The following is a 25,956-nucleotide window of genomic DNA, read 5'->3' on the forward strand; positions in this document are numbered from 1 at the left end:
GGAACGTGCGGCCCCGACAAGGGACGGCGCCCGATGATCGAGCGGATCCTCACCTTCGTCTTCGTCGCCGTTCTCGCCGGTGCGGGGGTGGTCTATCTCCTCACCGTTCCGCAGCGTCTCGACGCGGCGAGCCTCGGCGACGAGGCGTCGGCGGATGCCGGCAATGGCGAGCGGCTGTTCTGGGCCGGCGGTTGCAGTTCGTGCCATGCCGCCGCGAGGGCCGAGGGCGACGCGTTGCTGAGACTCGGTGGTGGCGCGCCGCTGTCGACGGATTTCGGCACGTTCCACGCGCCGAACATCTCGCCGGATCCGCAGGACGGCATCGGCGCCTGGAGCCTTGCCGACTTCGCCAACGCCATGCGGCGCGGCGTCGACCCGGAGGGCCGTCATCTCTACCCGGCCTTTCCCTACACGTCCTACATCAAGATGCAGCCGCAGGCGGTCGCCGATCTCTGGGCCTACATGAAGACGCTGCCGCCGGTCGCGGGCAGGGCGCCCGACAACGACCTCGCCTTTCCATTCTCGGTCCGCCGCGGCATCGGGCTCTGGAAGCTGCTCTATCTCGGCGACGACCAGCCGATCGTGGCGCTGCCCGCCGACGCGCCGGCAGCCGCCATAGCCGGCCGCTCGCTGGTGGAGGGCCCGGGCCATTGCGGCCAGTGCCACACGCCGCGCTCTCTCGGCGGCGCCGGGGGGCTGGAGGAAGACCGCTGGCTTGCCGGGGCGCCCAATCCCGAGGGCAAGGGCCGGGTGCCCAACATCACGCCGTCGGAATCGGGTATCGCTTCATGGTCGGCGAGCGACCTCGCCTATTATTTCGAGAGCGGCTTCACGCCGGACTTCGATTCCGTCGGCGGCGCGATGGTGGCGGTGCAGCGCAACCTGGCGCGGCTGCCGGAGGCGGACCGGCAGGCGATCGCGGCGTATCTGAAGGCGGTGCCGGCGCGCGACAGCGAGGCTTCGCCGCCCGCTGAATAATGCGGGCGCGGTGCTATGCGGCCTTGCCCATCAGCTTCAGCGCGAAGGCGTAGATATAGGCGATCTCCTCCAGCTTGGAGAAGCGGCCGGAGGCGCCGCCATGGCCGGAATCCATGTTGGTGCGCAGCAGCACCGGATTGTCGTCGGTCTTCATCTCGCGCAGCCGCGCAACCCATTTGGCGGGTTCCCAGTAGGTGACGCGCGGATCGGTCAGACCGGCCAGCACCAGCATCGGCGGATAGGCCTGCCGCTTGACGTTGTCGTAGGGGCTGTAGGTGGAGATCACCTCGTAGTCCTCGCCGGAGAGGATCGGGTTGCCCCATTCGGGCCATTCCGGCGGGGTCAGCGGCAGCGTGTCGTCGAGCATCGTGTTCAGCACGTCAACGAACGGGACCACGGCGATGATGCCGCCGAACTTCTCCGGCGCCATGTTGGCGACGGCGCCCATCAGCATGCCCCCCGCCGAGCCGCCCTCGGCGACGATGCGCTCGTAGCTGGTGTAGTTCTCGGCGACGAGGTGGTCGGCGCAGGCGATGAAGTCGGTAAAGGTATTGGCCTTGTTGCGCCGCCGGCCGGCGTCGTACCAGGCAAAGCCCTTGTCCTTGCCGCCCCGGACATGGGCGATCGCCCAGATGAAGCCGCGGTCGACCAGCGACAGCGCATTGGCGTTGAAGGAGGCGGGGATCGCGATGCCGTAGGAGCCGTAGCCGTAGAGCAGGCACGGCGCCGTGCCGTCAAGCTTGAGGTCCTTGCGGTAGAGCAGCGAGATCGGCACGAGTTCGCCGTCCAGAGCCGGCGCGAAGATCCGCCGGGTGACGTAGTCCTCGGGGTCGTGGCCGGACGGCACTTCCTGCGTCTTCAGCAGGGTGCGCTGGCGGGTCGCCACGTCGTAGTCGTAGGTCTGGGTCGGCGTCGTCAGAGACGAATAGGTGAAGCGGATCGTGTCGGTGTCGAACTCGTAGGTGCCGGCGAGGCCCAGCGAATAGGCTTCCTCCTCGAAGGCGATCGCATGCTCCTCGCCGTCGGAGAGGCGCTTGACGACGATGCGGGGCAGACCTTCGCGCCGCTCCATCCAGATCAGATGCCGCTTCAGGACCATGTGGCTGAGGATCAGCCTGCCATCCTCGTGCGGGACGTATTCGCTCCAGTCCGACCGGCGCGATGCGTCGGTCGGCGCGGTGACGATCTTGAAGTCGTGGGCGCCGTCGGCATTGGTGAGGATGTAGAGCGTGCCGTCGCCCTCATCGACGTCGTATTCGACCGCGGTCTCGCGTTCGGCGACGAGGCGCGGCTCGGCGGCGGGGTTGTTGGCGGGGATCAGCCACGCCTCGGACGTCTCGTGGTCGTGGATGTCGATGACCACGAACTCGCCGGACTGGGTCTTGCCGACGCCCATGAAGAAGCCGGTGTCGGTCTCCTCGTAGATCAGCGCGTCGTCGTGCGGGTCGCTGCCGAGCCGGTGGAAGAAGACCCGGCTCGGCCGGTGGTTGGAGTCGAGCCGCGTATAGAACAGCCCGTTCGAGCGCGCCGACCAGACGGCGCCGCCGCTGGTGTCCTCGATCCTGACGTCGAGGTCCTTGCCGGTCTCGATGTCGCGGATGGAGACGGTGTAGAATTCCGAGCCCTTGTCGTCATGCGACCAGGAGAGCCAGCGGTGGTCGGGCGAGTGGCCGACGCCGCCGATCGAGAAATACGGCCGGTCCGCGGCTTCCCTGGCGCCGTCGAGGATGACCGTCGCATCGTCGTCGCTGCCGTCGCGCGGACGACGGATGATCCGCGGATATTCGGCGCCCGCCTCGTAGGCGATGCCATAGGCCCATTCGCCGTCGGGCGCGGGAACCGATGAATCGTCTTCCTTGATCCGCCCGCGCAGCTCGGCGACCAGCGTGTCCCGCAGCGCCTCGGTGCCGGCCATCACCTGCTGCTGATAGGCGTTCTCGGCCAGCAGGTGGTCGCGGATCACCGGGTCGAGGACAGAGGTGTCCTTGAACACGTCCTGCCAGTTTTCCGCGCGCAGCCAGCCATAGGCGTCGGCGCGCTCGCGACCATGGCGGATGTCCGTCCGCAGCTGCTGCGTTGCAACAGGCGGCACGAGCTTCACGACGTCGACAGGGGATTGCTTCATGAGTCGTGCTGGCCGGAAAGTTGGGGGATCGCCTGTCGTCCGAAGGATCGAACCGGTCCGATGCATATTAGTCGGAACAGTTACAATACAAAACCTGTTGGTTTGCCAACCACTAATCGTCGTCTCTCGCGGCAGCGCACGCCACAGGTGCCGTCCGACCGCGCCGACGCACCGGATGCAGGCGCGCGGGAACCCCCTGCGCCGATCAATTCTGTGTCAACTCGGCGTCAGCGAGAAGAGCTTGTCGGGGCGCGGCCGCCTGACTATGAGAGGGCCCGCAGCAGCGTCGCCCCGAGCGGCGATACCGGATCGAAGGGGTGGACGCGCCGGATGACAGGCATCGAGGCAACGACCGGATATATCGCCCTCGCATTGCCGTTCCTCGCCGCGGCGCTCGCTCCTCTCCTCACCCGCTTTCTCGGCCAGCATGCCGCCTGGCCGCTGGCGCTGGCGCCGGCCGCAGCCTTCGTCATCCTGTTCGGCGCGGTCCCCGGCGTTGCGGCGGGCGACGTGTTCCTGTTCGGCTTCGACTGGATCCCGTCCTTCGACGTCCGCTTCTCCTTCCGGCTGGACGGGCTTTCCACCGTCTTCGGCCTGCTGATCACCGGCATCGGCACGCTGATCGTGCTCTATTCCGGCGGCTACCTCGCCGGGCACAGGGACCAGGGGCGGTTCTTCTCCTTCATCTTCCTGTTCATGGGCTCGATGCTCGGTCTCGTCCTCGCCGACGACCTGATGACGCTGTTCGTCTATTGGGAGCTGACGTCGATCACCTCGTTCCTGCTGATCGGCTTCGACCATCACCGGGAAGCCGCGCGCCGCGGCGCGATCCAGGCGCTGGTGATCACCGGCGGCGGCGGCCTTGCGCTGCTGGCGGGCTTCATCGTGATCCGCGAACTGACCGGCCTTGCCTCCATGACCGAGGTGCTGGCGGCGGGCGACGCCCTGCGGGACAGCGCGCTCTACGTTCCGATATTCATCCTCGTCCTCTGCGGCGCCTTCACCAAGTCCGCGCAGATGCCGTTCCACGTCTGGCTACCCAACGCCATGGAAGCCCCGACGCCGGTCTCGGCCTATCTGCATTCGGCGACGATGGTGAAGGCCGGGATCTACCTGCTGCTGCGCTTCCATCCGGCGCTCGGCGACACGACGCTCTGGACCACCATCCTGCCGGCCTTCGGCGCCGTCACCCTGGTTGTCGGCGCGTTGCTGGCGGTCCGCGCCAGCGAAATCAAGATCACGCTCGCCTATACGACCGTCGCCTCGCTGGGGCTGCTGGTCATGCTGATCGGTGTCGGGACGGAGGCGGCGATCGTCGGCGCGGTGCTCTATCTGATCGCCCACTCGCTGTTCAAGGGCGGCCTGTTCATGGTCGCCGGTTCGGTCGACCATGGCGCCCACACGCGGGAGATCGACCAGCTCGGCGGGCTCGGCCGGGCGATGCCGGTCACCTTCGCCGCGGCGATGCTCTGCGCCTTGTCGATGGGCGGCGTGACGCCCTTCGTCGGCTTCCTCGCCAAGGAAGAGCTCTACCACGCGCTGGAATATGCCGATCCGTACTACGTCGCGCTGATGATCGCCGCGATCCTCGGCAATGCGCTGATGTTCGCCGCAGCCTTCATCGTGGCGCTGAAACCCTTCGTCGGCCGGATGCCCGAAACCATCCACCATCCGCACGAAGGCGGCCTCACCATCTGGCTCGGCCCGCTCGTCCTCGGCGTCGCCGGCCTCCTCGGCGCGCTGTTCTACGCGACCTACCACCGGCTGTTCTCCGGGCCGATGGCCTCGGCGGCGGTCGGCGCGCCCGTGACGATCGAGATCGGCTGGGTGCCGCATCTCAACCTCGCCTTCGCGCTGTCGATGGCCACCATCGCGCTCGGCGTCGCCATCTATCTCCTGTCGGATCGCCTGCGCGCCGGCATCGGCGGCTTCCTCGCCGCAATCGGCTGGGGTCCGGACAAGGGCTTCGACCAGGCGATGCGCGGGCTGATCCGCAGCGCCACCGCGATCACCCGGCTGCTGCAGCCGGGGCAGCTCGACCAGTACATGGCGGTCACCATCGCTGTGATCATCGCCGCCCTGTTTGGCCCGCTGATCTACACGGGCGGCTGGCCGGCGATCCCGGCATTCCCCCGCCTGCATTTTTACGAGTGGGCGGTCTTCGCACTGCTTCTGGGCGGGATCCTGCCAGTCGTGCTGGCGACCAACCGGCTGACTGCCATTCTCGCCCTCGGCATCCAGGGTTTTGCCGTCGCGCTGATCTTCATGCTGCTCGGCGCCCCGGATCTCTCGTTCACCCAGTTCATGGTGGAGACGCTGTCGGTGGTCATCCTGACCCTGGCGATGACCCGGCTGAAGCTGTCGGTCTCCGACCACCGGCCCCGGCGTGACAAGCTGCAGGCCGGCTTCCTGGCCATCGCCGCCGGGTCCGGCTTCGGGCTGTTCCTGCTGTCGATCGCGCAGCGGCCGTTCGACCGGTCGCTGTCGGACTTCTTCGAGCGCTACAGCTACGCGATCGCGCATGGGCGCAACATCGTCAACGTCATCCTGGTCGACTTCCGCGGCGTTGATACGATGGGGGAGATCGCCGTGGTGATGGTGACCGGCCTTGCCGTCCTGGCGCTCATCCGGGTCCGCGTCGGACCCAAGGGCGTGCGCTACGTGAACCCGCTGGAGAAGACGCCGTGAGGACGATCATCTTTCGCTTCGTCGCGCCGTATCTGACCAGCCTGATGGTGCTGTTCTCGTTCTTCGTCCTGCTGCGGGGGCACAACGAGGCGGGGGGCGGCTTCATCGGCGGGCTCATCGCCGCCTCGGCATTCGGCATCTACGGCATCGCCTGCGGCGTCGCCCCGGTGCGGCGGGCGATGTATTTCCACCCGATGGCGATCGCGGCTTCCGGCCTGATGCTGGCGGTGCTGTCGGGGGTGGCCTCGCTCGTCGTCTCGGCGCAGTTCCTCACCGGCCTCTGGGCCTTCCCTGGCATCCTCGGCGGCGATGTCGGGATCTCGACGCCGCTGTTCTTCGACATCGGCGTCTATCTCGTGGTCGTCGGCGCCATCAGCTCGATCGCCCTCGCACTCGAAGAGAGGGATACAGACTGATGGAAACCGTGCTTTCCGTGGCCGTGGCATGCCTGTTCGCCGCGGCGGTCTATCTGATCACCTCGCGGCGCATCATCCGGATGCTGCTCGGCGTCGTGCTGCTGGGCAACGCGGTCAATCTGCTGATCTTCACCGCCGGCCGGGTGGGACCTGCCGCGCCGCCGATCATTCCCGGGAACCTCTCCGTTCCGGCGAGCCTGATCGCCAACCCGCTGCCGCAGGCGCTGATCCTGACGGCGATCGTCATCTCGTTCTCGTTCTTCGCTTTCCTGCTGGTGCTGACCTATCGCACCTACGAGGATCTGGAGACCGACAACACCGACGAGATGCGGCTCGCCGAACCCGAGAACGAGGGGCTCCCGCCCCTCGGATACTGACATGGAGGCGACAGGCCCGACCGTGGAACACAGCCTGGAGATGCTGAAGGCGGAGGCGATGCTGACCGCCCCGGTCGCCGCGTCCGACTATCTGATCGTCCTGCCCGTGCTGGTCTGCTTCCTGTTCGGGGCCGGCATCCTGATGATGCGCAAGCGCGTCGACCGGCAGGCCTATGTCGCGATTCCCGGGCTCGTTCTGCTGTTCGCCCTCGATGTCGCGGTGCTCGTCAAGGTCGCTGCCGAGGGGCCGTGGACGATGATGATGGGCGGCTGGAAGCCGCCCTTCGGCATCGCCTTCACGATCGACATGATGGGCGCGCTGTTCCTGGCGGTCTCGGGCTTCGTGGCGCTCGCCTGCGGCATCTACGCGGTCGCGTCGGTCAGTCCGACCGAACGGCGCTATGGCTTCTTCCCGTTCATGTTCCTGATGATGGGCGGCGTCTCGGGCGCTTTCCTCACCGGCGACGTTTTCAATCTCTATGTCTGGTTCGAGGTGCTGCTGATCGGCTCGTTCGGCCTGCTGATCCTCGGCTCCCGGCACGAGCAGCTCGACGGCGCGACCAAGTACTGCTTCCTCAATCTCGTCGGCACGACGCTGTTCCTGATTGCCACCGGCTATCTCTACGGCGTCTTCGGGACGCTCAATATGGCGGATATCGCCATCAAGGCGGCGGCGATGCAGAACGACAGCGCCGTCTATACGATCGGCGCGCTGTACCTCGCTTCGCTGTCGCTGAAGGCGGCAGCCTTCCCGCTGCATTTCTGGCTCCCGGCCTCCTACCACACGCCCCGCTTCGTGGTGTCGGCGCTGTTCGCCGGCCTGCTGACCAAGGTTGGCGTCTACGCGCTGATCCGCCTCCTGCTGATGCTGTTTCCAGCCGAGCATGCCGGGCTGGCGCCGGTGATCGGGTGGATCGCCGGCCTGACCATGATGGTCGGCGCACTCGGCGCGCTGGCCCAGAGCGATCTCCGGCGGCTTCTCAACTACACGGTCGTCTCGGGCATCGGCACGATCATGGCGGGGCTGGCCCTGCCGCAGGTCGCCGCGGTGATGGTGGCGCAGGCGGGGCCCGCCGGCGAGCTCGCGGCGGCGGCCGCGACGCAGGCCGGCGCGTTGCAGACCGGCCTGTCGGGATCGATCTACTACGCGCTACATTCGATCGTGGTGATGACGGCGCTGTACCTGACCGCCGGAGTGGCGTCGTCGCTGGCCGGCTCGTCGTCGCTGGCGCTGATGGGCGGCCTGTGGCGCCGCACGCCGCTGCTCGCGGCGCTGATGCTGGTGTTCCTGTTCGCGGTCTCCGGGCTGCCGCCGTTCTCCGGCTTCTGGCCGAAGGTCGCGCTGGTGCGAGCGACCATCGTCGCCGACATGCCCTGGCTGGCGGCGGCGATCCTGGTCTCCGGCTTCCTGTTGACGGTCGCCAGCGCCCGGGTCTTCGCGCTCGCCTTCTGGCGCCCGGTACCTGAGACCGACATACCGGCAAGCGCGGGCGCGGCGTCTTCGCCGGCGGGCCATCCGGCGGTGCCGGCGCCCGGCCTTTACGGCGCCATGTCGCTGCTGCCGCTGCTGGGGCTGGCCGTCTTCGTTCTCGCCGCCGGCGTCTGGCCGGAATGGCTGGCACGCCTGACCGACGTCGCGGCTGCGGGGGTCATCGATCCGTCGGCCTATCTGTCGTCGGTGTTCGGAGGCGCCCCATGACCCTGCTGCTGTTCAACCTCGTCCTGGCGCTGATCTGGGTCATCGTCTCTGGTTCGTTCACCGTGGCGAACCTGGTCTTCGGCTTCCTGCTCGGGGCGGTCGCGCTGTTCCTGATCCGCGAGCACGAGGACGTCGGCTACATCCGGCGGGCGCGGCTCGGCTTCTCGCTGTTCCTGCTGTTCCTGTGGGAGCTCCTCAAGTCGGCCTGGAGCGTCGCGATCGTCGTGCTGACGCCGAAAATGGACCTCAAGCCGGGGATCCTGGCATTCCCGCTGCGGGTCAAGAGCGATGCCGAGATCACGCTGCTCGCCAACATGATCACCCTGACGCCGGGAACCCTCTCCATCGACGTCTCCGAGGACCGCTCGACGCTCTATATCCATGCCTTCGACTGCTCCGATCCGGAGGCGGCGAAAGCCTCCATCCGGGACGGCTTCGAGGCGCGTATCCTGGAGGTCTTCCGATGACCTTCCACGATTTCGCCGTGTGGTTCTTCGAGGTGGCGCTGACGGCCGCCCTGGTCCTGCTCTGCATCGCCTTCCTGCTGACGGTCATCCGGATCCTGCTGGGGCCGACCCTGCCGGACCGGGTGCTGGCGCTGGACGTGCTGACCAACGTGGCGATCGCCTTCATCGCGGTCATCGCCATGGACAGCGGCTACACGCTCTACGTAGATGTCGCGATCGGGCTCTGCCTCGTCGGCTTCCTGGCGACCATCGCCTTTGCGCGCTTCATCCTGTCGCGGGGCAAGAGCGAGCACCTGCCGCGCGAGACGCCGCGGCAGGTCAAAGCGGGCCTGTCGGAAGGGAAACGACCATGATTGGCGATCTCGTCCTGATCCTTGCCGGGCTCCTGGTGCTGGCGGGTTCCGCCTTCGCCGCGGTTGCGGCGCTCGGCATCCTGCGCCTGCCGGACGTCTATACCCGCATGCACTCGGCCTCCAAGGCCGGCGCCGTCGGCGCGGGCATGCTGTTGCTGGCCCTCGCCATGACCTCGGACTCGACACCCGCGGCGCTCCGGGCACTGGCAGCGGTGGTGTTCATCCTCCTGACCGCGCCGCTCGCCGCGCATCTCCTCGCCAAGGCGGCCTATTCGGTCGGCTACAAGCTCGGGCCGGAGTCTGTGCTCGACGAGATGCCGCCGCCGCGGCCGACGAATGGCGGCACCGACGCGCCGGCGAGCGCGCGCAATCCGTCGCCGCAGCCGGCGATCGACCAGCCGTGACGCGCCCCGCAGCCGGGAGCACGTGATGGCCGCGCTGCTGGTCCTGTTTGCTGGACTGTTCGGGGCGGCCGGCGTCGCCGGCGCGGCGCTGGCAGCGCACGGCGGCGAGGTGCGGCTGGTGGCGACCGCCGCCGCCATCGCGCTGGTGCATGCCCCGGCACTGCTCGGGCTTGCGGCGCTGCAGCCATTCCTCGGACGTTGGGCGGATCTCGCCGGCCTGGCGATGATCGCCGGGACGCTGCTGTTCTCCGGCGATCTGGCTGCCCGCGTCCTCGCCGGCGACCGGCTGTTCGCCAACGCGGCGCCGATCGGCGGCGGGATGCTCATCGCGGCCTGGCTGGGCATCGCCCTCTCGGGTGCGGCATGGGGCCTGCGCACGGCCCGGACGAAGCGGGAGACGGGCAAATGACGATGAACGGTTTCGATGCGGGCCTGTTCGCGGGCAAGACGGTCGTCGTGACCGGCGCCGGCCGCGGCATCGGGGCAGCCGTCGCGCGGGCGTTCCTCGCCTGCGGCGCGACGGTTGTCGCCCACGCCGGCCGCTCGCTCGATCATGCCGAGACCGATCTCCTGGCCGGCCTGCCGCCGGCGCATCGCGAGCGGCTGACGCTCCTCACCGGCGATCTTGCCGCCATCGATGGTGGCGAACGGCTGGCGGCGGACATTCTCGCAGCGGTGCCGGGGCCCATCCACGCCCTCGTCAACAACGCCGGCACGATGGGCGGGAGGATCGCGGCGGCCGACGTCACCCCGGCGCAGTACGACAAGGTGCTCGACCTCAACATCCGCTCGGTGGTGGCCCTGACCACCGCGCTGCTGCCGGCGCTGAAGGCCGCCGGGGGCGCGGCGATCGTCAACACCTCGTCGATCTCGGCGACGATCGGCGGCAGCCCCGGCTCGTCGCTCTATTCGGCGTCGAAGGCGTTCATTTCCACCTGGACGCGGGCGCTGGCGCGCGAACTCGCGCCGGACGGCATCCGCGTCAACGCCGTCTCGCCGGGCACGATCATGACGGATTTCCACCGGCGCTATTCCTCGCCGGAGAAGCTGGCGGCGACGGCCGCTGCGATCCCGCTGCGCCGGCTCGGCGCCGCGGAAGACTGCGCCCCGGCCTATGTGTTTCTGGCGAGCGACATCCTGTCTGGCTATGTCACCGGCCAGGTCATCGAGGTGAATGGCGGCCAGTTCATGGGCTGAGGCGGCTCGCCAGCCTTTTCGACGAGCCTACCAGCCGGCCGTCCCGGGCGGCCCCTTGAACGGGCCCGCGACGTGGCTGGTGATCCAGCCGCCGTAGAAGCTGCCCTCCTGCGGCACGACCTTCTCGCCGTCGACGAAGCAGGCCTCCACCCGCCCCGGATAGAAGGCGATATAGTCGGTGGCGGGGGCGAAATCCGGCGCCGGACGCGGATACGACCACGCCGCGTCGTGCACCACATGCTCCCCCGCGACGAGATCGAAATACACCGCGCCGCCCTTCCACTCGCACAGCGTCCGCGCCGACGACGGCTTCAGGACGCCCGGCGCGACGTCGTCGGGCGGGAAATAGTAGGACGGCGGGTGGCTGGTCTCGATCGCCCGGAAGCCGCGCCGGGTCTCGGCGACGATCCGGCCGGCGAAGCGCACCACCAGGTGAAACGAGACGGGTTCGAGCCGTGCGGGGCGCGGGAAGGCCCAGACGCTCTCCTGGCCGGGACGGACCGGATCGGGGGTGACGGGGAGGGGGCGGGTTAAGCGCATGACCAGAAGATAGCGCGCGGCAGGGCAGGTTCCCCGCGACATATCGCCGGGCGGACGCGTGAGCGCCCGCCCGACGGATCACATCGAGACGATCTCGCGGGTGGCGTCGAAGGCGATGTCCTTGTTGCGGTCCATCATGAAGCGCAGGTCCCAGCTGTCCTTGCAGAGATAGACCGGCCGCCCGTCGCGGTCGCGCGAGACATGGGTGATGTTCTCGCGGATGAAGGCTTGCAGCTTCACCTCGTTGTCCGAGCGAATCCAGCGCGCGACGTTGAACGGCACCGGCTCGAAGCTGACATCGGCCTTGTATTCGCCGGCGATGCGGGAGGCGAGCACGTCGAGCTGCAGCGGCCCGACGACGCCGACGATCCAGTCCGAGCCGATCGACGGGCGGAACACCTGCACGAGGCCTTCCTCGGCGAGATCCTCCAGGCCCCGGCGCAGCTGCTTCAGCTTCATCGAATCTTCCAGACGCACCCGCCGCAGCACTTCCGGCGCGAAGGCGGGCAGGCCGGTGAAGCGGAAATTCTCGCCCTCGGTCAGCGTGTCGCCGACCCTCAGCGTGCCGTGGTTGGGGATGCCGATGACGTCGCCGGCATAGGCCTCCTCGGTAAGTGCGCGCTCCTGGGCGAAGAAGTAGATCGGGTTGGAGACGGCGATCGGCTTGCCGGAGCGCACGTGGTCGAGCTTCATGCCGCGCTTGAAATGGCCCGAGCAGAACCGCACGAAGGCGACGCGGTCGCGGTGCTTGGGATCCATGTTCGCCTGCACCTTGAAGACGAAGCCGGAGACCTTGTCGCCGTCGGGATCGACCGGGCCCTTGTCGGAGGGCTGCGGGCGCGGCGAGGGGGCGTGCTCGGCGATCACGTCCATCAGCTGGTCGACGGCAAAGTTCTGCAGCGCGCTGCCGAAGATCACCGGGGTCAGATGGCCCTGCCGGTAGGCCTCGGGGTCGAAGTCCGCATAACCCTCGGCCGCCAGCTCGGCGGAATCGCGGAAGCCCGCGTAGATGTCGGCGGGCAACGCCTTGATCAGCGCCGGATCGTCGAGACCGCCCTCGTAATGTACGGTCTTGTCGCTGCCGGCGAACAGGAAGTCGTTGCTGGCGAGGTTGTAGCAGCCCTTGAACAGGCCGCCCTGGCCGACCGGCCAGACGAGCGGCGCGACGGTAAGCGCCAGCTGCTCCTCGATCTCGTCGAGCAGTTCGAACGGGTCGCGGCCTTCGCGGTCGACCTTGTTGACGAAGGTGATGATCGGGATGTCGCGCAGCCGGCAGATCTCGAACAGCTTGCGGGTCTGGGCCTCGATGCCCTTGGCCGCGTCGATGACCATGATGGCGCTGTCGACGGCGGTCAGCGTCCGGTAGGTGTCCTCGGAGAAGTCGCTGTGGCCGGGCGTGTCGAGCAGGTTGAAGGTGATACCGTCGCGCTCGAAGGTCATCACCGACGAGGTCACCGAGATGCCGCGGCTCTTCTCGATGTCCATCCAGTCGGATTTGGCGCGCCGGCCGTTGCCCTTGGAGCGCACCGCCCCGGCCATCTCGATGGCGCCGCCGGCCAGCAGCAGCTTCTCCGTCAGCGTCGTCTTGCCGGCATCGGGATGGGAGATGATCGCGAAGGTGCGGCGGCTGTGATGCCCGGCAGCTTCTTCCTTCGGCGTTTTGGCCGGGATCGTCTCGGAAAAGGCGGTCGCGCTCAAGATGTCATTCCCTGTGTGGCCGGATCGGAGGTCGCCGCGCAACGGCGCTGCTGCCGGCGCCGGCCGCCCGATGGCCGACGCCGCTACCATGCGTCCGTTTCAGAAAACCGGCAGTGAGCCCGAAATAGTCGCTTTCGACCCGCATTGCACGCCGCGCCGTGTCATTTCCCGGTTTAGGGGCCGAAAAGCGCCCGAATGGCACCCCCGTCCGCCCTTTGCGCCGGCCCGTCCGGGGTCCGGGTCAGCGCCGCCGGGAGCGGCGCTCCAGGAAGGTCAGGAGCAGGGCGGCCGGAAGCGCGAAGGCGAGGCTGCCGGGCGAATGGCGTTTCCGCTCCTCCCGCTGCGGCCTTTCGCGCGGCACTTCGTCGGCACCACCGTCGTTCGGCCCATCGGCGACGGTGTCGGCCATGCGGGCGCCCCGCTGCCCGATGGGGCGCTCGGGGGCGGTGGTCGTGTCCTCGGCGGTCTGGTGCTCCATCTCGCTGTTCAGCTCGGCCCCGACGATGAGGATCGTCACCGCCAGCCAGATCCAGGTGAGGAAGCCGATCAGCGCGCCGAGCGAGCCGTAGGTCTCGTTGTAGGAGCCGAAATTCGCGACGTAGTAGGAAAACAGCGCCGACACCGCCACGACGACGATCACAGACAGCACGGTGCCGGGGGTGATCCACTCCCAGCGGGCATTCTCCCGGTCCGGGCCCCAGCGGAACAGGGCGGCGGCAGCCAGCGAAGCCAGCAGGATCAGCCCGACGAACGACCCGATGCGGATCAGCCATTCGGTCGCCTCGCCGAGGCCCAGGAACGACAGGACAGTGGGCACGACGACGACCACGCCGATCATGCAGATCACGCCGAGGATCGCCGAGAGCGTGAAGATCAGGGAGATCGCGGTGATCTTGAAGAAGCTGCGCGTCTCCCGCTCGTTGTAGGCGACGTTCATCGCCTGGAAGAGCGACTTCATGCCGGCATTGGCGCTCCACAGGGCGATTGCCAGCGAGATCGCGAAGGTGACGCCGAGCGTCGTGCGACCGCCTTCGGCGAGCCGCGCCATCTGGTCGTTGAGGATCTCCATGCCACCGCTCGGCACGAAGCCGCTTAGCGCCTGGGCATGTTCCTGGACGGTCGCGGGATCGGCGAACAGCCCGTAGATCGCGATCAGCGCCGAGAGGCTCGGCACCATGGCCAGCAGCAGGTAGTAGGTCACGCCCGCCGCGATCAGCATGACGCGGTCCTCGTTGATCTCGCTGTAGACCCGCCAGAGAATCTCCTTCCAGCCGCGCGCCGGGATGTCGGAGGGTTTCGCTGCATCGCGGCCGCGGGAGGATTGGCTCATGGGGGTTCTCGAAGCACGTCACAGGAGGGGCGGGAAGGCAGGGCTGCTTCGACACAACGACAGGCGTCCGATGCCGTTCCCGCCAGCGCGGCGGGCCGGGAAAGGCGGCTGACCAGCGGGCGCCGCTCCCGTTTTTGATCGTCCGGTCAAAAAAATTGACGGCATCCGGAATTCGGATCATTCTAAATTCCGTTCCGACACGGCGTCCGACGAGCCGGCGGACCGACGCGCCTGGGGAGTGCCGCGATGAACGAAGCCCACCCGATTCGCCCCGACATCGCCGCCGGACGGCTCGAACGGGAGGCGCTGGCCCGCAACTTCGCCGACATCCATCCGCCGCTCGAAGCGCACGAGGCGCTGGTCGAGGCCGATCGCTGCTATTTCTGCTACGACGCGCCCTGCATGACGGCCTGTCCGACCTCGATCGACATCCCGCTGTTCATACGCGAAATCCAGGCCGGCAACCCGACCGGCGCGGCAAAGACCATCCTGTCCTCGAACATCCTCGGCGGCATGTGCGCCCGCGTCTGCCCCACCGAGACGCTCTGCGAGGAGGTCTGCGTGCGCGAGATCGCCGAGGGCAAGCCGGTGAAGATCGGGCTGCTGCAACGCTACGCGACCGACATCCTGATGGAGAAGGGCGTTCACCCCTTCGTGCGGGCGGAACCCACCGGCAAGCGCGTCGCGGTGGTCGGCGCGGGACCCGCCGGGCTTTCCTGCGCGCATCGCCTGGCGACGCTCGGCCATGACGTCACGCTCTACGACGCGCGGCCGAAGCCCGGCGGCCTCAACGAGTACGGCATCGCCGCCTACAAGGCGACGGAGGACTTCGCCCAGCGCGAGGTCGCGTTCATCCTGTCGATCGGCGGCATCACGCTGGAGACCGGCAAGCAGCTGGGTCGCGACATCCATCTCGCCGAGCTTCGCCGCGAGTTCGACGCGGTGTTTCTCGGGCTCGGGCTGGCGGGCGTCAACGCGCTCGGCGCCGAGGGCGAGCACAGCGGCGGCAGCCGCGACGCCGTCGGCTGGATCGCCGAACTGCGCCAGGCGGCGGACCTGGCGGGCCTGCCCGTCGGGCGCCGCGTCGTGGTCATCGGCGGCGGCATGACCGCCATCGACGCCGCCGTGCAGGCCCGCGCGCTCGGCGCCGAGGAGGTGACCATCGCCTATCGCCGCGGCCAGGAAGCGATGAACGCCTCCGGCTACGAGCAGGAGATCGCCCAGACGCGCGGTGTCCACCTCCGCTGCAACCTGCAGCCGAAGCGCATTCTGGCGCATGGCGGCCAGGTCGTCGGCATCGAGCTGGAGCGGACTGCCGTGGACGGCGACGGGCGACTGGCCGCGACCGGGGAACTGGTGACGATTGCCGCCGACCAGGTGTTCAGAGCGATCGGGCAGTGCTTCGAGCCGGACGGCATATCTGCCGAGACCGCCGCGGTGGCGCTCGAGAAGGGCCGGATCAAGGTCGACGGCGAGCGCCGCACCAGCCTTTCCGGCGTCTGGGCCGGCGGCGACTGCATCGCCGACGGCGACGATCTCACGGTGGTCGCGGTCGAGGACGGCAAGATCGCCGCCGCCAGCATTCACGCCGCGCTGTCCCAACCTGCGGGCCTGATGTCGCGGGCCATCGACGCGGTCAAAGCCGCACTCCCCGGCACGGCGTAAGGAGCAGAGCCATGGCCGACCTTTCGACGTCCTTCCTCGGCATATCCTCGCCGAACCCGTTCTGGCTGGCCTCGGCGCCGCCGACCGACAAGGAATACAACGTCCAGCGCGCCTTCGAGCAAGGCTGGGGCGGGGTGGTGTGGAAGACGCTCGGCGAAGACCCGCCGCTCGTCAACGTCAACGGCCCGCGCTACGGCGCGATGTGGGGGCCGGACCGGCGGCTGCTCGGCTTCAACAATATCGAGCTGATCACCGACCGGGCGCTCGACACCAATCTCGAGGAGATCGCCCGGGTCAAGCGCAACTGGCCGGACCGGGCGATGGTCGTGTCGCTGATGGTGCCCTGCGAGGAGGCGCCCTGGCAGAAGATCCTCGCCCTCGTCGGCGAAACCGGCGCCGACGGGGTGGAGCTGAATTTCGGCTGCCCGCACGGCATGAGCGAGCGCGGCATGGGCTCGGCGGTCGGCCAGGTGCCGGAATACATCGAGATGGTCGCCCGCTGGTGCAAGCAGCACTCGGACCTGCCGGTCATCGTCAAGCTGACGCCCAACATCACCGACATCCGCTTCCCCGCCCGCGCCGCGCAGAAGGGCGGCGCCGATGCCGTTTCGCTGATCAACACGGTCTCATCGATCATGTCGATCGACCTCGACAGTTTCGCCCCGACACCGACCATCGACGGCAAGGGCAGCCATGGCGGCATGTGCGGTCCGGCGGTCAAGCCGATGGCGCTGAACATGGTCGCCGAGATCGCCCGCGATGCCGAGACGCGCGGCCTGCCGATCTCCGGCATCGGCGGCATCACCACCTGGCGCGACGCCGCCGAGTTCATCGCGCTCGGCTGCGGCAACGTCCAGGTCTGCACGGCGGCGATGACCTATGGCTTCAAGATCGTGAAGGAGATGATCTCGGGCCTATCCGACTGGATGGACGAGAAGGGCTACCGCACGATCGAGGACTTCCGCGGCCGGGCCGTCCCCAACGTCACCGACTGGCAGTATCTCAACCTTAACTACGTCACCAAGGCGCGGATCGACCAGGATCTCTGCATCAAGTGCGGCCGCTGCCACATCGCCTGCGAGGACACCTCGCACCAGGCGATCACGTCCATGGTGGACGGCGTCCGGCATTTCGAGGTGATCGACGAGGAATGCGTCGGTTGCAATCTTTGCGTCAATGTCTGCCCGGTCGAGGACTGCATCACGATGGAGCAGATCGCCGGCTTCGATCCGCGCACCGGCAAGCCTATCCCGGACGAGTACGGCAACTGGACGACGCATCCCAACAACCCGATGGCGAAGCAGAAGCAGCAATTCGCTGCCGAGCCGGTCGTCCTGCCGGACGCTGCGGAATGACGATCGGGGGAGGGAGCCTTTCCTTGTCCGGGCCGGCGGCCGGATGCTTGCGGGCTCGCGCGTCGCAGGAAGGATAGGTCGCGTAACCGCGAAGTAACTTCGTCCCGATAATGTCGCCGCTCGTGCCTGCCGCTTTCCGCAGCCGGCCTCACCAATCAGTGCGAGACGCGGCGCAAATGTCGATCAACTCGAGGCTTATTGCCGGCAGCATCCTGTTTGCCTTGCTGACCGCCGGGTTTGCGGGGTTCTCCTTCTACCTCCAGCGAAGCTCGATCGATCAGGTGGCGCAGCTCTACGATCGCAGCGTGGAGCCGATGCTGGCGCTGCAGGCCGCCGAGACCCGGGTCGCGGCCCTGCACGCCCGGCTGGCCGATGACGGTGGCATCGCGTCTCCCGACCGGGAACCAGGCCTCGGCGCACGCGACGCGGAGGACTTCCGGCGCACGCTGGCCGGCACCGTCGCAGATCTCGAGAGCGTCCTTGCCGCCGGCATTGCGCCGGACGACCACGAGACGGTCAGCACCTTGTTCTATCGCCTGACCCGGCTGCAGGCGACGAGCGGCAACCTTTCGCCGCGCCTCGCCCGGACCCAGCTGGCCGACATCTCGGACCGCCTCTCGGGCGTTGCCGCTGCGATGCGCGCCGAGCGGGACGCGGAGCGCAAGGATGCCGAAGCCAGGATCTACGGCGCGATCGCCGGCAATCTCGCGGGCCTGGCGGCGGTGCTCCTCGGGCTCGGCGGCCTGCTGCTGGTCCTGGCTCGCGCGGTTGGCCGGCCGCTGCGGCGGCTGTCACAGCTGGCGGGGGCGCTGGCAGCCGGCGAGACCGTCGATCCGATCAGGCCGGACGGTCCGACGGAAGTCCAGGACGTCCTGCAGGCGCTGCGTGCGATGCAGGCTCGCTGCGCCAGGCTGGAGGGCGCGATGACCAGCGAGACCGGCTTTCTCGCCGGCCAGATCGCGATGCAGCAGACGCAGCTGGAAGCGGCGCTCAACAACATGACGCAGGCGCTGTGCATGCTCGACGGCGAGAAACGCCTCGTCGTCTGCAACGACGGGTTCACCCAGCTGTTCGGCAATGTCGAGCCGGGAACGCCCGCGCGCGCATTCTTCGACGATTCCGAGTTCGCCCTGCAGCTGCCGGAAAACGGCACCGCCATCCACCTGCACGAGACCCTCGACGGGCGGACGATGGAGGTGAAGCGTCGCGGCATGAAGGGGCGCGGGCTGCTGATCACCTTCGAGGACATCACCGAACGGCAGGCGATATCCAACCGGCTCGAGCAGCTCGCCAACCATGACGGCCTGACGGACCTGCTCAACCGGCGGCGATTCAGCGAGGTCCTGGACGGGCTTCTCGGCAAGGGACTGAAGCCGCTCGGCCTCGTGGTCGTCGACATCAGCAGCTTCAAGTCGATCAACGACAACTATGGGCATGGCGCGGGAGACGCGCTTCTCAGGGCCTTCGCGCAGCGACTATGCGCGATCGCGACGCCGCGGGCGACGGTCGCCCGGCTCGGCGGCGACGAGTTTGCGGTCATCCTGCCGGGCTTGAATTCACCGGAGGATGCCGACGCGCTGGCGCAGTCGATCGTCGGCAGTTTCGCCCAGCCTTTCGAGGTGGAAAACCGCCGGATCGCTGCGGCCGCTCACGCCGGCGTCCTGTTCGTTCCGGGCGGTTACCGCATGCCTGGGCTCGACGCCGACTTCGCCCTGCAGAATTGCGACCTGGCCCTCAATCACGCCAAGGAGAGCGGGCGGCGGCGGCCCTGCCGCCGCTTCGTGCCCGCCATGCGCGAGCGGCTGCAGCGGCGCCGCGAGATGGAGCTCGACCTCAAGGCGGCGCTGGAGAATGACCAGATCGAACTCTTCTACCAGCCCTTCATCGATGCCGGGCAGCGTCGCGTCAGCGGCTTTGAGGCTCTGCTGCGCTGGCGCCACCCGGGCCAGGGGACCATCGCTCCCTCGGTCTTCATCCCGCTGGCGGAAGAGACGGGCCTGATCGAGCAGCTGGGGATCTGGGCCCTGGACAAGGCCTGCCACGAGGCGGCCCGCTGGCCGGCCGACCTCGCCATCTCGGTCAACCTGTCCGCCGTCCAGTTCCAGAGCGCGACGCTGCTGGCGGATGTCCGGAAGGTGCTGGCGGAATCGGGGCTCGCGGCCTCGCGCCTGCAGATCGAGGTCACCGAATCGCTGTTCATCGACGAGAGCGACACGGTGCTGTCGATCCTCATCGAGTTCCGCCGCATGGGCATGACGATCTCGATGGACGACTTCGGGACCGGCTATTCCTCGCTCGGCTATCTCAGCCGCTTCCCCTTCGACAAGATCAAGATCGACCAGTCCTTCGTGCGCGACATGCGCCGGCCCGAGAACATCGCCATCGTCCGCTCGGTGATCGGCCTGTCGAAGGCCCTCCGGATGCAGGTCATCGCCGAGGGCATCGAGACGGAGGAGCAGATGCAGATCCTCTATGCCGAAGGCTGCCGGGAGATGCAGGGCTACTACTTCTCCCGGCCGCGGCATGCCGCCGAGATTCCGCAGATACTGTCGGATATCAAGAGCCGCTGGGACCGCGACCTCGTCCAGGCCGGGGAGCTGCGAGCGGTGGTCGCCGCCTAGGCGCGCCACATCGAGCCTGGCGATCGCGACAGCCGCATCGGGCGGCCGTCGCGCGCCGGCGTCAGAGAGTGCGTGTATCGAACATCAGCAATTCGGCGCCGCCATCGGCGAAGTTGCCGAGATCGGCCGCGGCCGCCTGGCCTTCGGGACTTGCCAGTCCCGCCTTGAGGGCGTCGAGCGAATCGAAGGTCAGCGTCGCCACCAGGTGATAACCGGTGGCTCCTCCCGGTCCCGCCACCTCTCCGTCGCTGATGTCGTAATGCTTCAGCCCCGGTATCTTCTTCGCCAGCGGCGCGTGGGTGCTTGCGTAGTGCGCGTCGAATGCCTTCGAGTCCTTCGGGTGCTTGTAGAGCACGATGAGCTTGGCCAAGTCGCTTTTCTCCCATGGGCGCCGGTGCCCTGACGCGGCGCGATCATGGCCCGAACGCCGCCGGCGGGCAATCCGGATGCCGGTCAGGGCCGTGGCTTCAGCCCGTTGAGCACCAGCGTCAGGACGGCCTGCGCCGTCTGTTCGCGGAAACCCGGCCGGTCGACCTGGCTGCCGATGATGGCGCGGATCTGCACGTCGAAGTCCGCATAATGCTGGGTCGTCGCCCAGATCATGAAGATCAGGTGATGCGGGTCCACCGCCGCCAGCCGCCCCTCGCTGACCCAGGCGCGGATGATGCGCGCCTTCTCGTCGACGAGCTGCTTGAGCTGCGTCCTGAGGAAGTCTCCGACCACCGGCGCGCCGGCCAGCACCTCGTTGGCGAAGAGCCGCGAGGCCGCGGGCTTCTCCGCCGACATGGACAGCTTGGCGGTGATGTAGCGGCGCAGTTCTTCGACCGGGTCGCCCGCCGGATCGATCGCCGCGAGCGGCGCCAGCCAGTCGGCGAGGGTGGATTCCAGCACGGCTCGGTAGATGTCCTGCTTGCGCCGGAAGTAGTAGAGCAGGTTCGGTTTCGACATCGACGCGCGGGCGGCGATCTGGTCGACAGTCGAGCCGCGAAAGCCGTGGATCGAGAAGACCTCGAGCGCCGCCTCGAGGATGATCTCGCGATTGAGCGCCTGGATCCGCGTGGACTGGCGCTCTTCGGGACGGCCCGCTGCGTCGGCCGGTTGCGCGCCGGGTAGTTCGACCTTGACGTCCACGGCCGCGATCCCTCCTCCGCCGTGTCCGCCTCGGCGCTGGGGATGGCCCCCAGTTTCTCGGCATGGCGCTTGACCGGTTCCAGGCGAACTTCTAGCCTCCCTTTTGACCATTTAGTCAAGATTTTCGGGCGCTCCGCGACGCGGATCGGCCTTATGGGGCGGCAGCCGATGAACGAGCACACGACGATCGCGCCCAACAATCTCGAAGCCTTCTGGATGCCGTTCTCGGCGAACCGGCAGTTCAAGCAGGCGCCGCGAATGTTCGTGGCGGCGAAGGACATGCACTACACCACGGCCGAGGGCCGGCAGGTCCTCGACGGCACGGCGGGGCTGTGGTGCGTCAATGCCGGCCATTGCCGGCCGCTGATCGTCGAGGCGATCCAGCGCCAGGCCGCCGAACTCGACTACGCGCCGGCCTTCCAGATGGGCCACCCGAAGGCGTTCGAGCTGGCCTCGCGGCTGGCGACAATCGCGCCGGCCGGGCTCGACCACGTGTTCTTCACCAACTCCGGGTCGGAATCGGTCGACACCGCGCTCAAGATCGCGCTCGCCTATCACCGCGCCAAGGGAGACGGCGCGCGCTTCCGGCTGATCGGCCGCGAACGCGGCTACCATGGCGTCAATTTCGGCGGCATCTCGGTCGGCGGCATCGTCGGCAACCGCAAGATGTTCGGCACGCTGCTGACCGGCGTCGACCACATGCGCCACACCCACGATCCGGAGCGCAACGGCTTCTCCAAAGGCGAGGCGGAACACGGGGCGGATCTCGCCGAGGATCTGGTGCGCATCGCGGCGCTGCACGATCCCTCAACCATCGCCGCCGTCATCGTCGAGCCGGTGGCGGGCTCCACCGGCGTCCTGCCGCCGCCGAAGGGCTATCTCAAGCGCCTGCGCGAGATCTGCGACCAGCACGGCATCCTGCTCATCTTCGACGAGGTGATCACCGGCTACGGGCGCATGGGCACGGCCTTCGCCGCCGACTATTTCGGCGTGACGCCGGATATCATGGTCACCGCCAAGGGCCTGACCAACGGCGTCATCCCGATGGGCGCCGTCTACGTCAAGGACGCGATCTACGACGCGTTCATGGGCGGCGCCGAGCACCTGATCGAGTTTGCCCACGGCTACACCTATTCCGGCAATCCGATCGCCGCCGCGGCCGGCCTCGCGACGCTGGAGACCTACAAGGAGGAGGGGCTGTTCGAGCGGGCGAAGGCCCTCGAGCCAGTCTGGGCCGAGGCGATCCATTCGCTGAAGGGCGAGCCGCACGTCATCGACATCCGCACCATCGGCCTGATCGGTGCCGTCGAACTGCAGCCCGTCGTCGGCGAGCCGACCAAGCGGGCCTTCTCGGCCTTCCTCAAGGCCTACGAGGCGGGCCTCCTGATCCGGACCACCGGCGACATCATCGCGCTGTCGCCGCCGCTGATCATCAGCGAGGACCAGATCGGCGAGATCGTGGACACCCTGCGGTCGATCCTCAGAAGCCTCGACTGATCCGCCTCTTCCACCGTCAGCAGCAGCGAGCGAATTCATGAGCCTTGCCACCAATCTCCAGATCGACGGCGACCGCCTCTGGGACTCGCTGATGGAGATGGCGAAGATCGGCCCGGGAATCGCCGGCGGCAACAACCGCCAGACGCTGACCGACGCGGACGGCGAGGGGCGCCGGCTGTTCCAGTCCTGGTGCGAGGCTGCCGGCCTGACGATGGGCGTCGACACGATGGGCACCATGTTCGCCCGGCGCGAAGGCACCGATCCGGAGGCGCTGCCGGTCTATGTCGGCAGCCACCTCGACACGCAGCCGACCGGCGGCAAGTACGACGGCGTGCTCGGCGTCCTGGGCGGCCTCGAGATCATCCGGTCGCTGAACGACCTCGGCGTGAAGACGAAGCATCCGATCGTCGTCGTCAACTGGACGAACGAGGAAGGCACCCGCTTCGCGCCCGCCATGCTCGCCTCCGGCGTCTTCGCCGGCGTCCATGAAGAGGCCTGGGCCAAGGATCGGGTCGACGCGAAGGGCAAGAAGTTCGGGGACGAGCTGAAGCGCATCGGCTGGGAGGGCGACGAGCCCGTCGGCCAGCGCCGGATGAAGGCGTTCTTCGAGCTGCATATCGAGCAGGGGCCGATCCTCGAGGACGAGGGGATCGACATCGGCGTCGTCACCCATGGCCAGGGACTCTACTGGCTCGAGGTGACGCTGACCGGCAAGGAGAGCCATACCGGCTCGACGCCGATGCACAAGCGCCGCAATGCCGGGCTCGGCATGGCGCGCGTCACCGAGCTCGTCCACGAGGTGGCGATGGACTACCAGCCGGACGCCGTCGGCGCGATCGGCCATGTCGAGGTCTATCCCAACTCGCGCAACATCATCGCCGGTCGCTGCGTCTTCACCATCGACATCCGTTCCCCCTCCAAGGCGACGCTGGACGAGATGCGCGAGCGCATCGAGGACGGCATCGACGTGATCGCCGAGGCCCTCGACATCGACGTCTCGATCGACGAGGTCGGGCATTTCGATCCGGTGACCTTCGACGCGGGCTGCGTCCAGGCGGTGCGCGCCGCCGCCGAGGCGCTCGGCTATTCGCATCGCGACATCGTTTCCGGCGCCGGCCACGACGCCTGCTGGATCAATCGCGTCGCGCCGACCGCAATGGTCATGTGCCCCTGCGTCGACGGCCTCAGCCACAACGAGGCGGAGGAAATCTCCAAGGAATGGGCGACCGCCGGCGCCAACGTCCTGATGCGCGCCGTCGTGGAGACCGCGAGGATCGTGGAGTAGGATCGGGCGGTGAGCGCCGGAGGTGCCGAGATGGGAAGGCCGAAGGAAATGTCGGACGCCGAGCGCGCCGAACTTCTGGCGAAGGGATGGCGGCCGGTGGAGGTATGGGTTCCGGACTGGGACAGCCCGGCCTTTGAAAGACGGATGAGAGAGGACAGCGAGGCCATCAACCGTGTGGACAGTCGGTCGGGAGAGCTCGACCGACTCGCGGAGGAGGTCGACGATCTCTGGATCGATCCGGCCCCATGAAGCGTGGCGACGTGGTCCTCGTTTCGGGCAAGGGGGATTACGGAAAATCCCGACCGGCCGTGGTCATCCAGGCTGACTATTTTGCCGATCATCTGGGAAGCCTGACGGTCGTGCCGTTTACGAGCGACCTGGCGAGTGAAATCTCCATCCGGGTCATGATCGAAGCGAATGCCGCGAATGGTCTGCGGGACCGATCGCAGTTGATGACCGACAAGATCCAGACCTATCCGCGAGCAAAGGTCTTCGGACCGATAGGCACTCTGGAAGCCGATCAGATGGTCCAGTTGGACCGTGCGCTGATTGTCTTCCTGCAGCTTGCCGCAACCCTGTTTGCAAGTTCCCAGACCGTCCCTCTGAGCAGCCAAGGAACCGATTCATGACCATAGTCATCAAGGGCGGCACGATCGTCACGGCCGATCTCACCTACAAGGCCGACATCCTGATCGACGGCGAGACCATCGCCGCGATCGGACCGGACCTTGAAGGCGACACGGTGATCGATGCCTCCGGCGCCTATGTCATGCCTGGCGGCATCGACCCGCACACCCACATGGAGATGCCCTTCATGGGCACCTATGCGGCCGAGGATTTCGACACCGGCACCGCCGCGGCGCTCTCCGGCGGCACGACGATGGCGGTGGATTTCTGCCTGCCGAGCCCCGGCCAGGGCCTGATCGATGCCCTGCAGCAATGGTACCAGAAGGCCGGCAAGGCCCGCACCGACTACTCGTTCCACATGGCGATCACCTGGTGGGACAAGCAGGTGTTCGACGAGATGCCGAAGGTCGTCGAGCAGGGCATCAACACCTTCAAGCACTTCATGGCCTACAAGGGCGCGCTGATGGTGAACGACGACGAGATGTTCGCGTCGTTCTCGCGCTGCGCCGAGCTCGGCGCCTTGCCGCTGGTGCATGCCGAGAACGGCGACGTCGTCGCCTCGCTGCAGCAGCGACTGATGGCCGAGGGCAACAACGGCCCGGAGGCGCACGCTTTCTCGCGTCCGCCCGAGGTCGAGGGCGAGGCGGTCAACCGCGCCATCATGATCGCCGACCAGGCCGGCGTGCCGCTCTACGTCGTCCACGTCTCCTGCGAGCAGGCGCACGAGGCGATCCGCCGGGCGCGGGCGAACGGCATGCGGGTCTATGGCGAGCCGCTGGTCCAGCACCTGGTGCTCGACGAGGGCGAGTATTTCAACGCTGACTGGGACTATGCCGCGCGCCGCGTGATGTCGCCGCCCTTCCGCAACAAGAAGCACCAGGATTCGCTGTGGGCAGGCCTCGCCTCCGGCTCGCTGCAGGTGGTGGCGACCGACCATTGCGCCTTCACCACCGAGCAGAAGCGCATGGGGCTCGGCGACTTCACCAAGATCCCTAACGGTACCGGCGGCCTCGAGGACCGGCTGCCGGTGCTGTGGACGCGGGGCGTCGCCACCGGCCGGCTGACGATGAACGAGTTCGTCGCCGTCACCTCGACCAACATCGCCAAGATCCTCAACATCTACCCAAAGAAGGGCGCCATCCTGCCCGGCGCCGATGCCGACCTCATCGTCTGGGACCCCTCGGCCACCAAGACCATCGCCGCCAGCCGGCAGAAGTCGATCATCGACTACAATGTCTTCGAGGGCGTCGAGGTCACCGGCCTGCCGGTGATCACCCTGTCGCGCGGCCGCATCGCCTACAAGGACGGGGAAGTGCGCGCCGAGCGCGGCGACGGCAGCTTCGTCGAGCGGGCGGCCGGCGCGCCGGTCAACAAGGCGCTGTCGACCTGGAAGGAACTCACCGCCCCGCGCCGGGTCGAGCGGTCGGGCATCCCGATGAGCGGGGTCTGAGGCGCATGATGCGAGTTTCCGGGCATGCCGCTCGCGTCGCGGCGGCTGCCGTC

Annotated in this window: 24 protein-coding genes; 18 read left to right on the top strand and 6 right to left on the bottom strand. The window is 67.8% G+C overall.

The genetic code is table 11. The features are described from left to right. Positions 1-33: 33 nt before the first annotated feature. Positions 34-978: a cytochrome c gene (locus tag LXB15_RS03965; protein ID WP_233951021.1), complete on the top strand. Its 945-nt coding sequence runs from the start codon at positions 34-36 to the stop codon at positions 976-978. Positions 979-991: 13 nt separating this feature from the next. Here the strand turns inward: LXB15_RS03965 and LXB15_RS03970 are convergent, their stop codons facing one another. Then, a complete protein-coding gene (locus LXB15_RS03970) occupies positions 992-3,103 on the bottom strand; it encodes a S9 family peptidase (protein ID WP_233951023.1) in 2,112 nt (703 codons plus the stop codon). Between the two features lie 330 nt (positions 3,104-3,433). On the opposite strand from LXB15_RS03970, the gene LXB15_RS03975 reads away from it, so the two are divergent. The 9 genes from LXB15_RS03975 to LXB15_RS04015 are packed head-to-tail and all read left to right on the top strand — an operon-like array spanning position 3,434 to position 10,704. After that, positions 3,434-5,791, top strand: coding sequence for a putative monovalent cation/H+ antiporter subunit A (locus LXB15_RS03975; RefSeq protein WP_233951024.1), 2,358 nt, complete (start codon positions 3,434-3,436; stop codon positions 5,789-5,791). Beyond that, entirely contained in the window at positions 5,788-6,207 is a 420-nt protein-coding gene (locus LXB15_RS03980; protein ID WP_233951025.1) for an MnhB domain-containing protein, read from the top strand. Before LXB15_RS03975 ends, LXB15_RS03980 begins: the two co-directional genes overlap by 4 nt. Then, the gene (locus LXB15_RS03985; protein WP_233951026.1) at positions 6,207-6,584 is read left to right on the top strand and encodes a Na+/H+ antiporter subunit C; all 378 of its coding nucleotides are present in this window, start codon (positions 6,207-6,209) and stop codon (positions 6,582-6,584) included. The genes LXB15_RS03980 and LXB15_RS03985 overlap by 1 nt, the downstream gene beginning before the upstream one ends. Before the next feature lies 1 nt (position 6,585). After that, positions 6,586-8,283, top strand: a complete 1,698-nt coding sequence (locus LXB15_RS03990; protein WP_233951027.1) for a proton-conducting transporter membrane subunit — start codon at positions 6,586-6,588, stop codon at positions 8,281-8,283. Further along, positions 8,280-8,750, top strand: a complete 471-nt coding sequence (locus tag LXB15_RS03995; RefSeq protein ID WP_233951028.1) for a Na+/H+ antiporter subunit E — start codon at positions 8,280-8,282, stop codon at positions 8,748-8,750. The genes LXB15_RS03990 and LXB15_RS03995 overlap by 4 nt, the downstream gene beginning before the upstream one ends. Next, the gene (locus LXB15_RS04000) at positions 8,747-9,103 is read left to right on the top strand and encodes a cation:proton antiporter (protein ID WP_233951030.1); all 357 of its coding nucleotides are present in this window, start codon (positions 8,747-8,749) and stop codon (positions 9,101-9,103) included. The genes LXB15_RS03995 and LXB15_RS04000 overlap by 4 nt, the downstream gene beginning before the upstream one ends. Next, positions 9,100-9,507 carry a monovalent cation/H(+) antiporter subunit G gene (mnhG, locus tag LXB15_RS04005; protein ID WP_233951032.1) on the top strand — a complete coding sequence of 136 codons (408 nt, stop codon included), beginning with the start codon at positions 9,100-9,102 and terminating at the stop codon, positions 9,505-9,507. Before LXB15_RS04000 ends, mnhG begins: the two co-directional genes overlap by 4 nt. Positions 9,508-9,532: 25 nt before the next feature. After that, positions 9,533-9,916 carry a DUF423 domain-containing protein gene (locus LXB15_RS04010; protein ID WP_233951034.1) on the top strand — a complete coding sequence of 128 codons (384 nt, stop codon included), beginning with the start codon at positions 9,533-9,535 and terminating at the stop codon, positions 9,914-9,916. After that, a complete protein-coding gene (locus LXB15_RS04015; RefSeq protein WP_233951036.1) occupies positions 9,913-10,704 on the top strand; it encodes an SDR family NAD(P)-dependent oxidoreductase in 792 nt (263 codons plus the stop codon). The genes LXB15_RS04010 and LXB15_RS04015 overlap by 4 nt, the downstream gene beginning before the upstream one ends. A gap of 27 nt (positions 10,705-10,731) precedes the next feature. Here the strand turns inward: LXB15_RS04015 and LXB15_RS04020 are convergent, their stop codons facing one another. The 3 genes from LXB15_RS04020 to LXB15_RS04030 all read right to left on the bottom strand — a co-directional run bounded on the left by LXB15_RS04020 (position 10,732) and on the right by LXB15_RS04030 (position 14,272). Beyond that, positions 10,732-11,244, bottom strand: coding sequence for a DUF427 domain-containing protein (locus tag LXB15_RS04020; RefSeq protein ID WP_233951038.1), 513 nt, complete (start codon positions 11,242-11,244; stop codon positions 10,732-10,734). 78 nt (positions 11,245-11,322) lie between these two features. Then, positions 11,323-12,942: a peptide chain release factor 3 gene (locus LXB15_RS04025; RefSeq protein ID WP_370640170.1), complete on the bottom strand. Its 1,620-nt coding sequence runs from the start codon at positions 12,940-12,942 to the stop codon at positions 11,323-11,325. Positions 12,943-13,183: 241 nt separating this feature from the next. After that, a complete protein-coding gene (locus LXB15_RS04030; protein WP_233951040.1) occupies positions 13,184-14,272 on the bottom strand; it encodes a YihY/virulence factor BrkB family protein in 1,089 nt (362 codons plus the stop codon). 246 nt (positions 14,273-14,518) lie between these two features. On the opposite strand from LXB15_RS04030, the gene LXB15_RS04035 reads away from it, so the two are divergent. The 3 genes from LXB15_RS04035 to LXB15_RS04045 all read left to right on the top strand — a co-directional run bounded on the left by LXB15_RS04035 (position 14,519) and on the right by LXB15_RS04045 (position 19,913). Continuing rightward, positions 14,519-15,937: an NAD(P)-dependent oxidoreductase gene (locus LXB15_RS04035; RefSeq protein WP_233951042.1), complete on the top strand. Its 1,419-nt coding sequence runs from the start codon at positions 14,519-14,521 to the stop codon at positions 15,935-15,937. An 11-nt stretch (positions 15,938-15,948) separates the two neighbouring features. Next, the gene (gene preA / locus LXB15_RS04040; RefSeq protein ID WP_233951043.1) at positions 15,949-17,292 is read left to right on the top strand and encodes an NAD-dependent dihydropyrimidine dehydrogenase subunit PreA; all 1,344 of its coding nucleotides are present in this window, start codon (positions 15,949-15,951) and stop codon (positions 17,290-17,292) included. Positions 17,293-17,468: 176 nt separating this feature from the next. Beyond that, entirely contained in the window at positions 17,469-19,913 is a 2,445-nt protein-coding gene (locus LXB15_RS04045) for a bifunctional diguanylate cyclase/phosphodiesterase (protein ID WP_233951044.1), read from the top strand. 61 nt (positions 19,914-19,974) lie between these two features. Here the strand turns inward: LXB15_RS04045 and LXB15_RS04050 are convergent, their stop codons facing one another. Both LXB15_RS04050 and LXB15_RS04055 read right to left on the bottom strand, forming a co-directional pair. After that, positions 19,975-20,283, bottom strand: coding sequence for an EthD family reductase (locus LXB15_RS04050; RefSeq protein WP_233951045.1), 309 nt, complete (start codon positions 20,281-20,283; stop codon positions 19,975-19,977). Positions 20,284-20,366: 83 nt separating this feature from the next. Beyond that, on the bottom strand, positions 20,367-20,966 hold the full coding sequence (locus tag LXB15_RS04055) for a TetR family transcriptional regulator C-terminal domain-containing protein (protein WP_233953042.1): 600 nt from the start codon (positions 20,964-20,966) through the stop codon (positions 20,367-20,369). Positions 20,967-21,212: 246 nt separating this feature from the next. Here LXB15_RS04055 and LXB15_RS04060 point away from each other — a divergent pair, with 246 nt between their 5' ends. Genes LXB15_RS04060 through hydA form a run of 5 tightly spaced genes read left to right on the top strand, consistent with a single transcriptional unit; the run spans position 21,213 to position 25,903 of the window. Beyond that, on the top strand, positions 21,213-22,541 hold the full coding sequence (locus LXB15_RS04060) for an aspartate aminotransferase family protein (RefSeq protein ID WP_233951047.1): 1,329 nt from the start codon (positions 21,213-21,215) through the stop codon (positions 22,539-22,541). Positions 22,542-22,578: 37 nt separating this feature from the next. After that, positions 22,579-23,826, top strand: coding sequence for a Zn-dependent hydrolase (locus LXB15_RS04065; protein WP_233951049.1), 1,248 nt, complete (start codon positions 22,579-22,581; stop codon positions 23,824-23,826). Positions 23,827-23,874: 48 nt separating this feature from the next. Then, on the top strand, positions 23,875-24,075 hold the full coding sequence (locus LXB15_RS04070; protein ID WP_233951051.1) for an antitoxin MazE-like protein: 201 nt from the start codon (positions 23,875-23,877) through the stop codon (positions 24,073-24,075). After that, a complete protein-coding gene (locus tag LXB15_RS04075) occupies positions 24,072-24,455 on the top strand; it encodes a type II toxin-antitoxin system PemK/MazF family toxin (RefSeq protein WP_233951053.1) in 384 nt (127 codons plus the stop codon). Before LXB15_RS04070 ends, LXB15_RS04075 begins: the two co-directional genes overlap by 4 nt. Next, a complete protein-coding gene (gene hydA / locus LXB15_RS04080) occupies positions 24,452-25,903 on the top strand; it encodes a dihydropyrimidinase (RefSeq protein WP_233951055.1) in 1,452 nt (483 codons plus the stop codon). The genes LXB15_RS04075 and hydA overlap by 4 nt, the downstream gene beginning before the upstream one ends. Positions 25,904-25,956 lie beyond the last annotated feature (53 nt).

The organism is Aurantimonas sp. HBX-1 (assembly GCF_021391535.1).
GTDB lineage: Bacteria > Pseudomonadota > Alphaproteobacteria > Rhizobiales > Rhizobiaceae > Aurantimonas.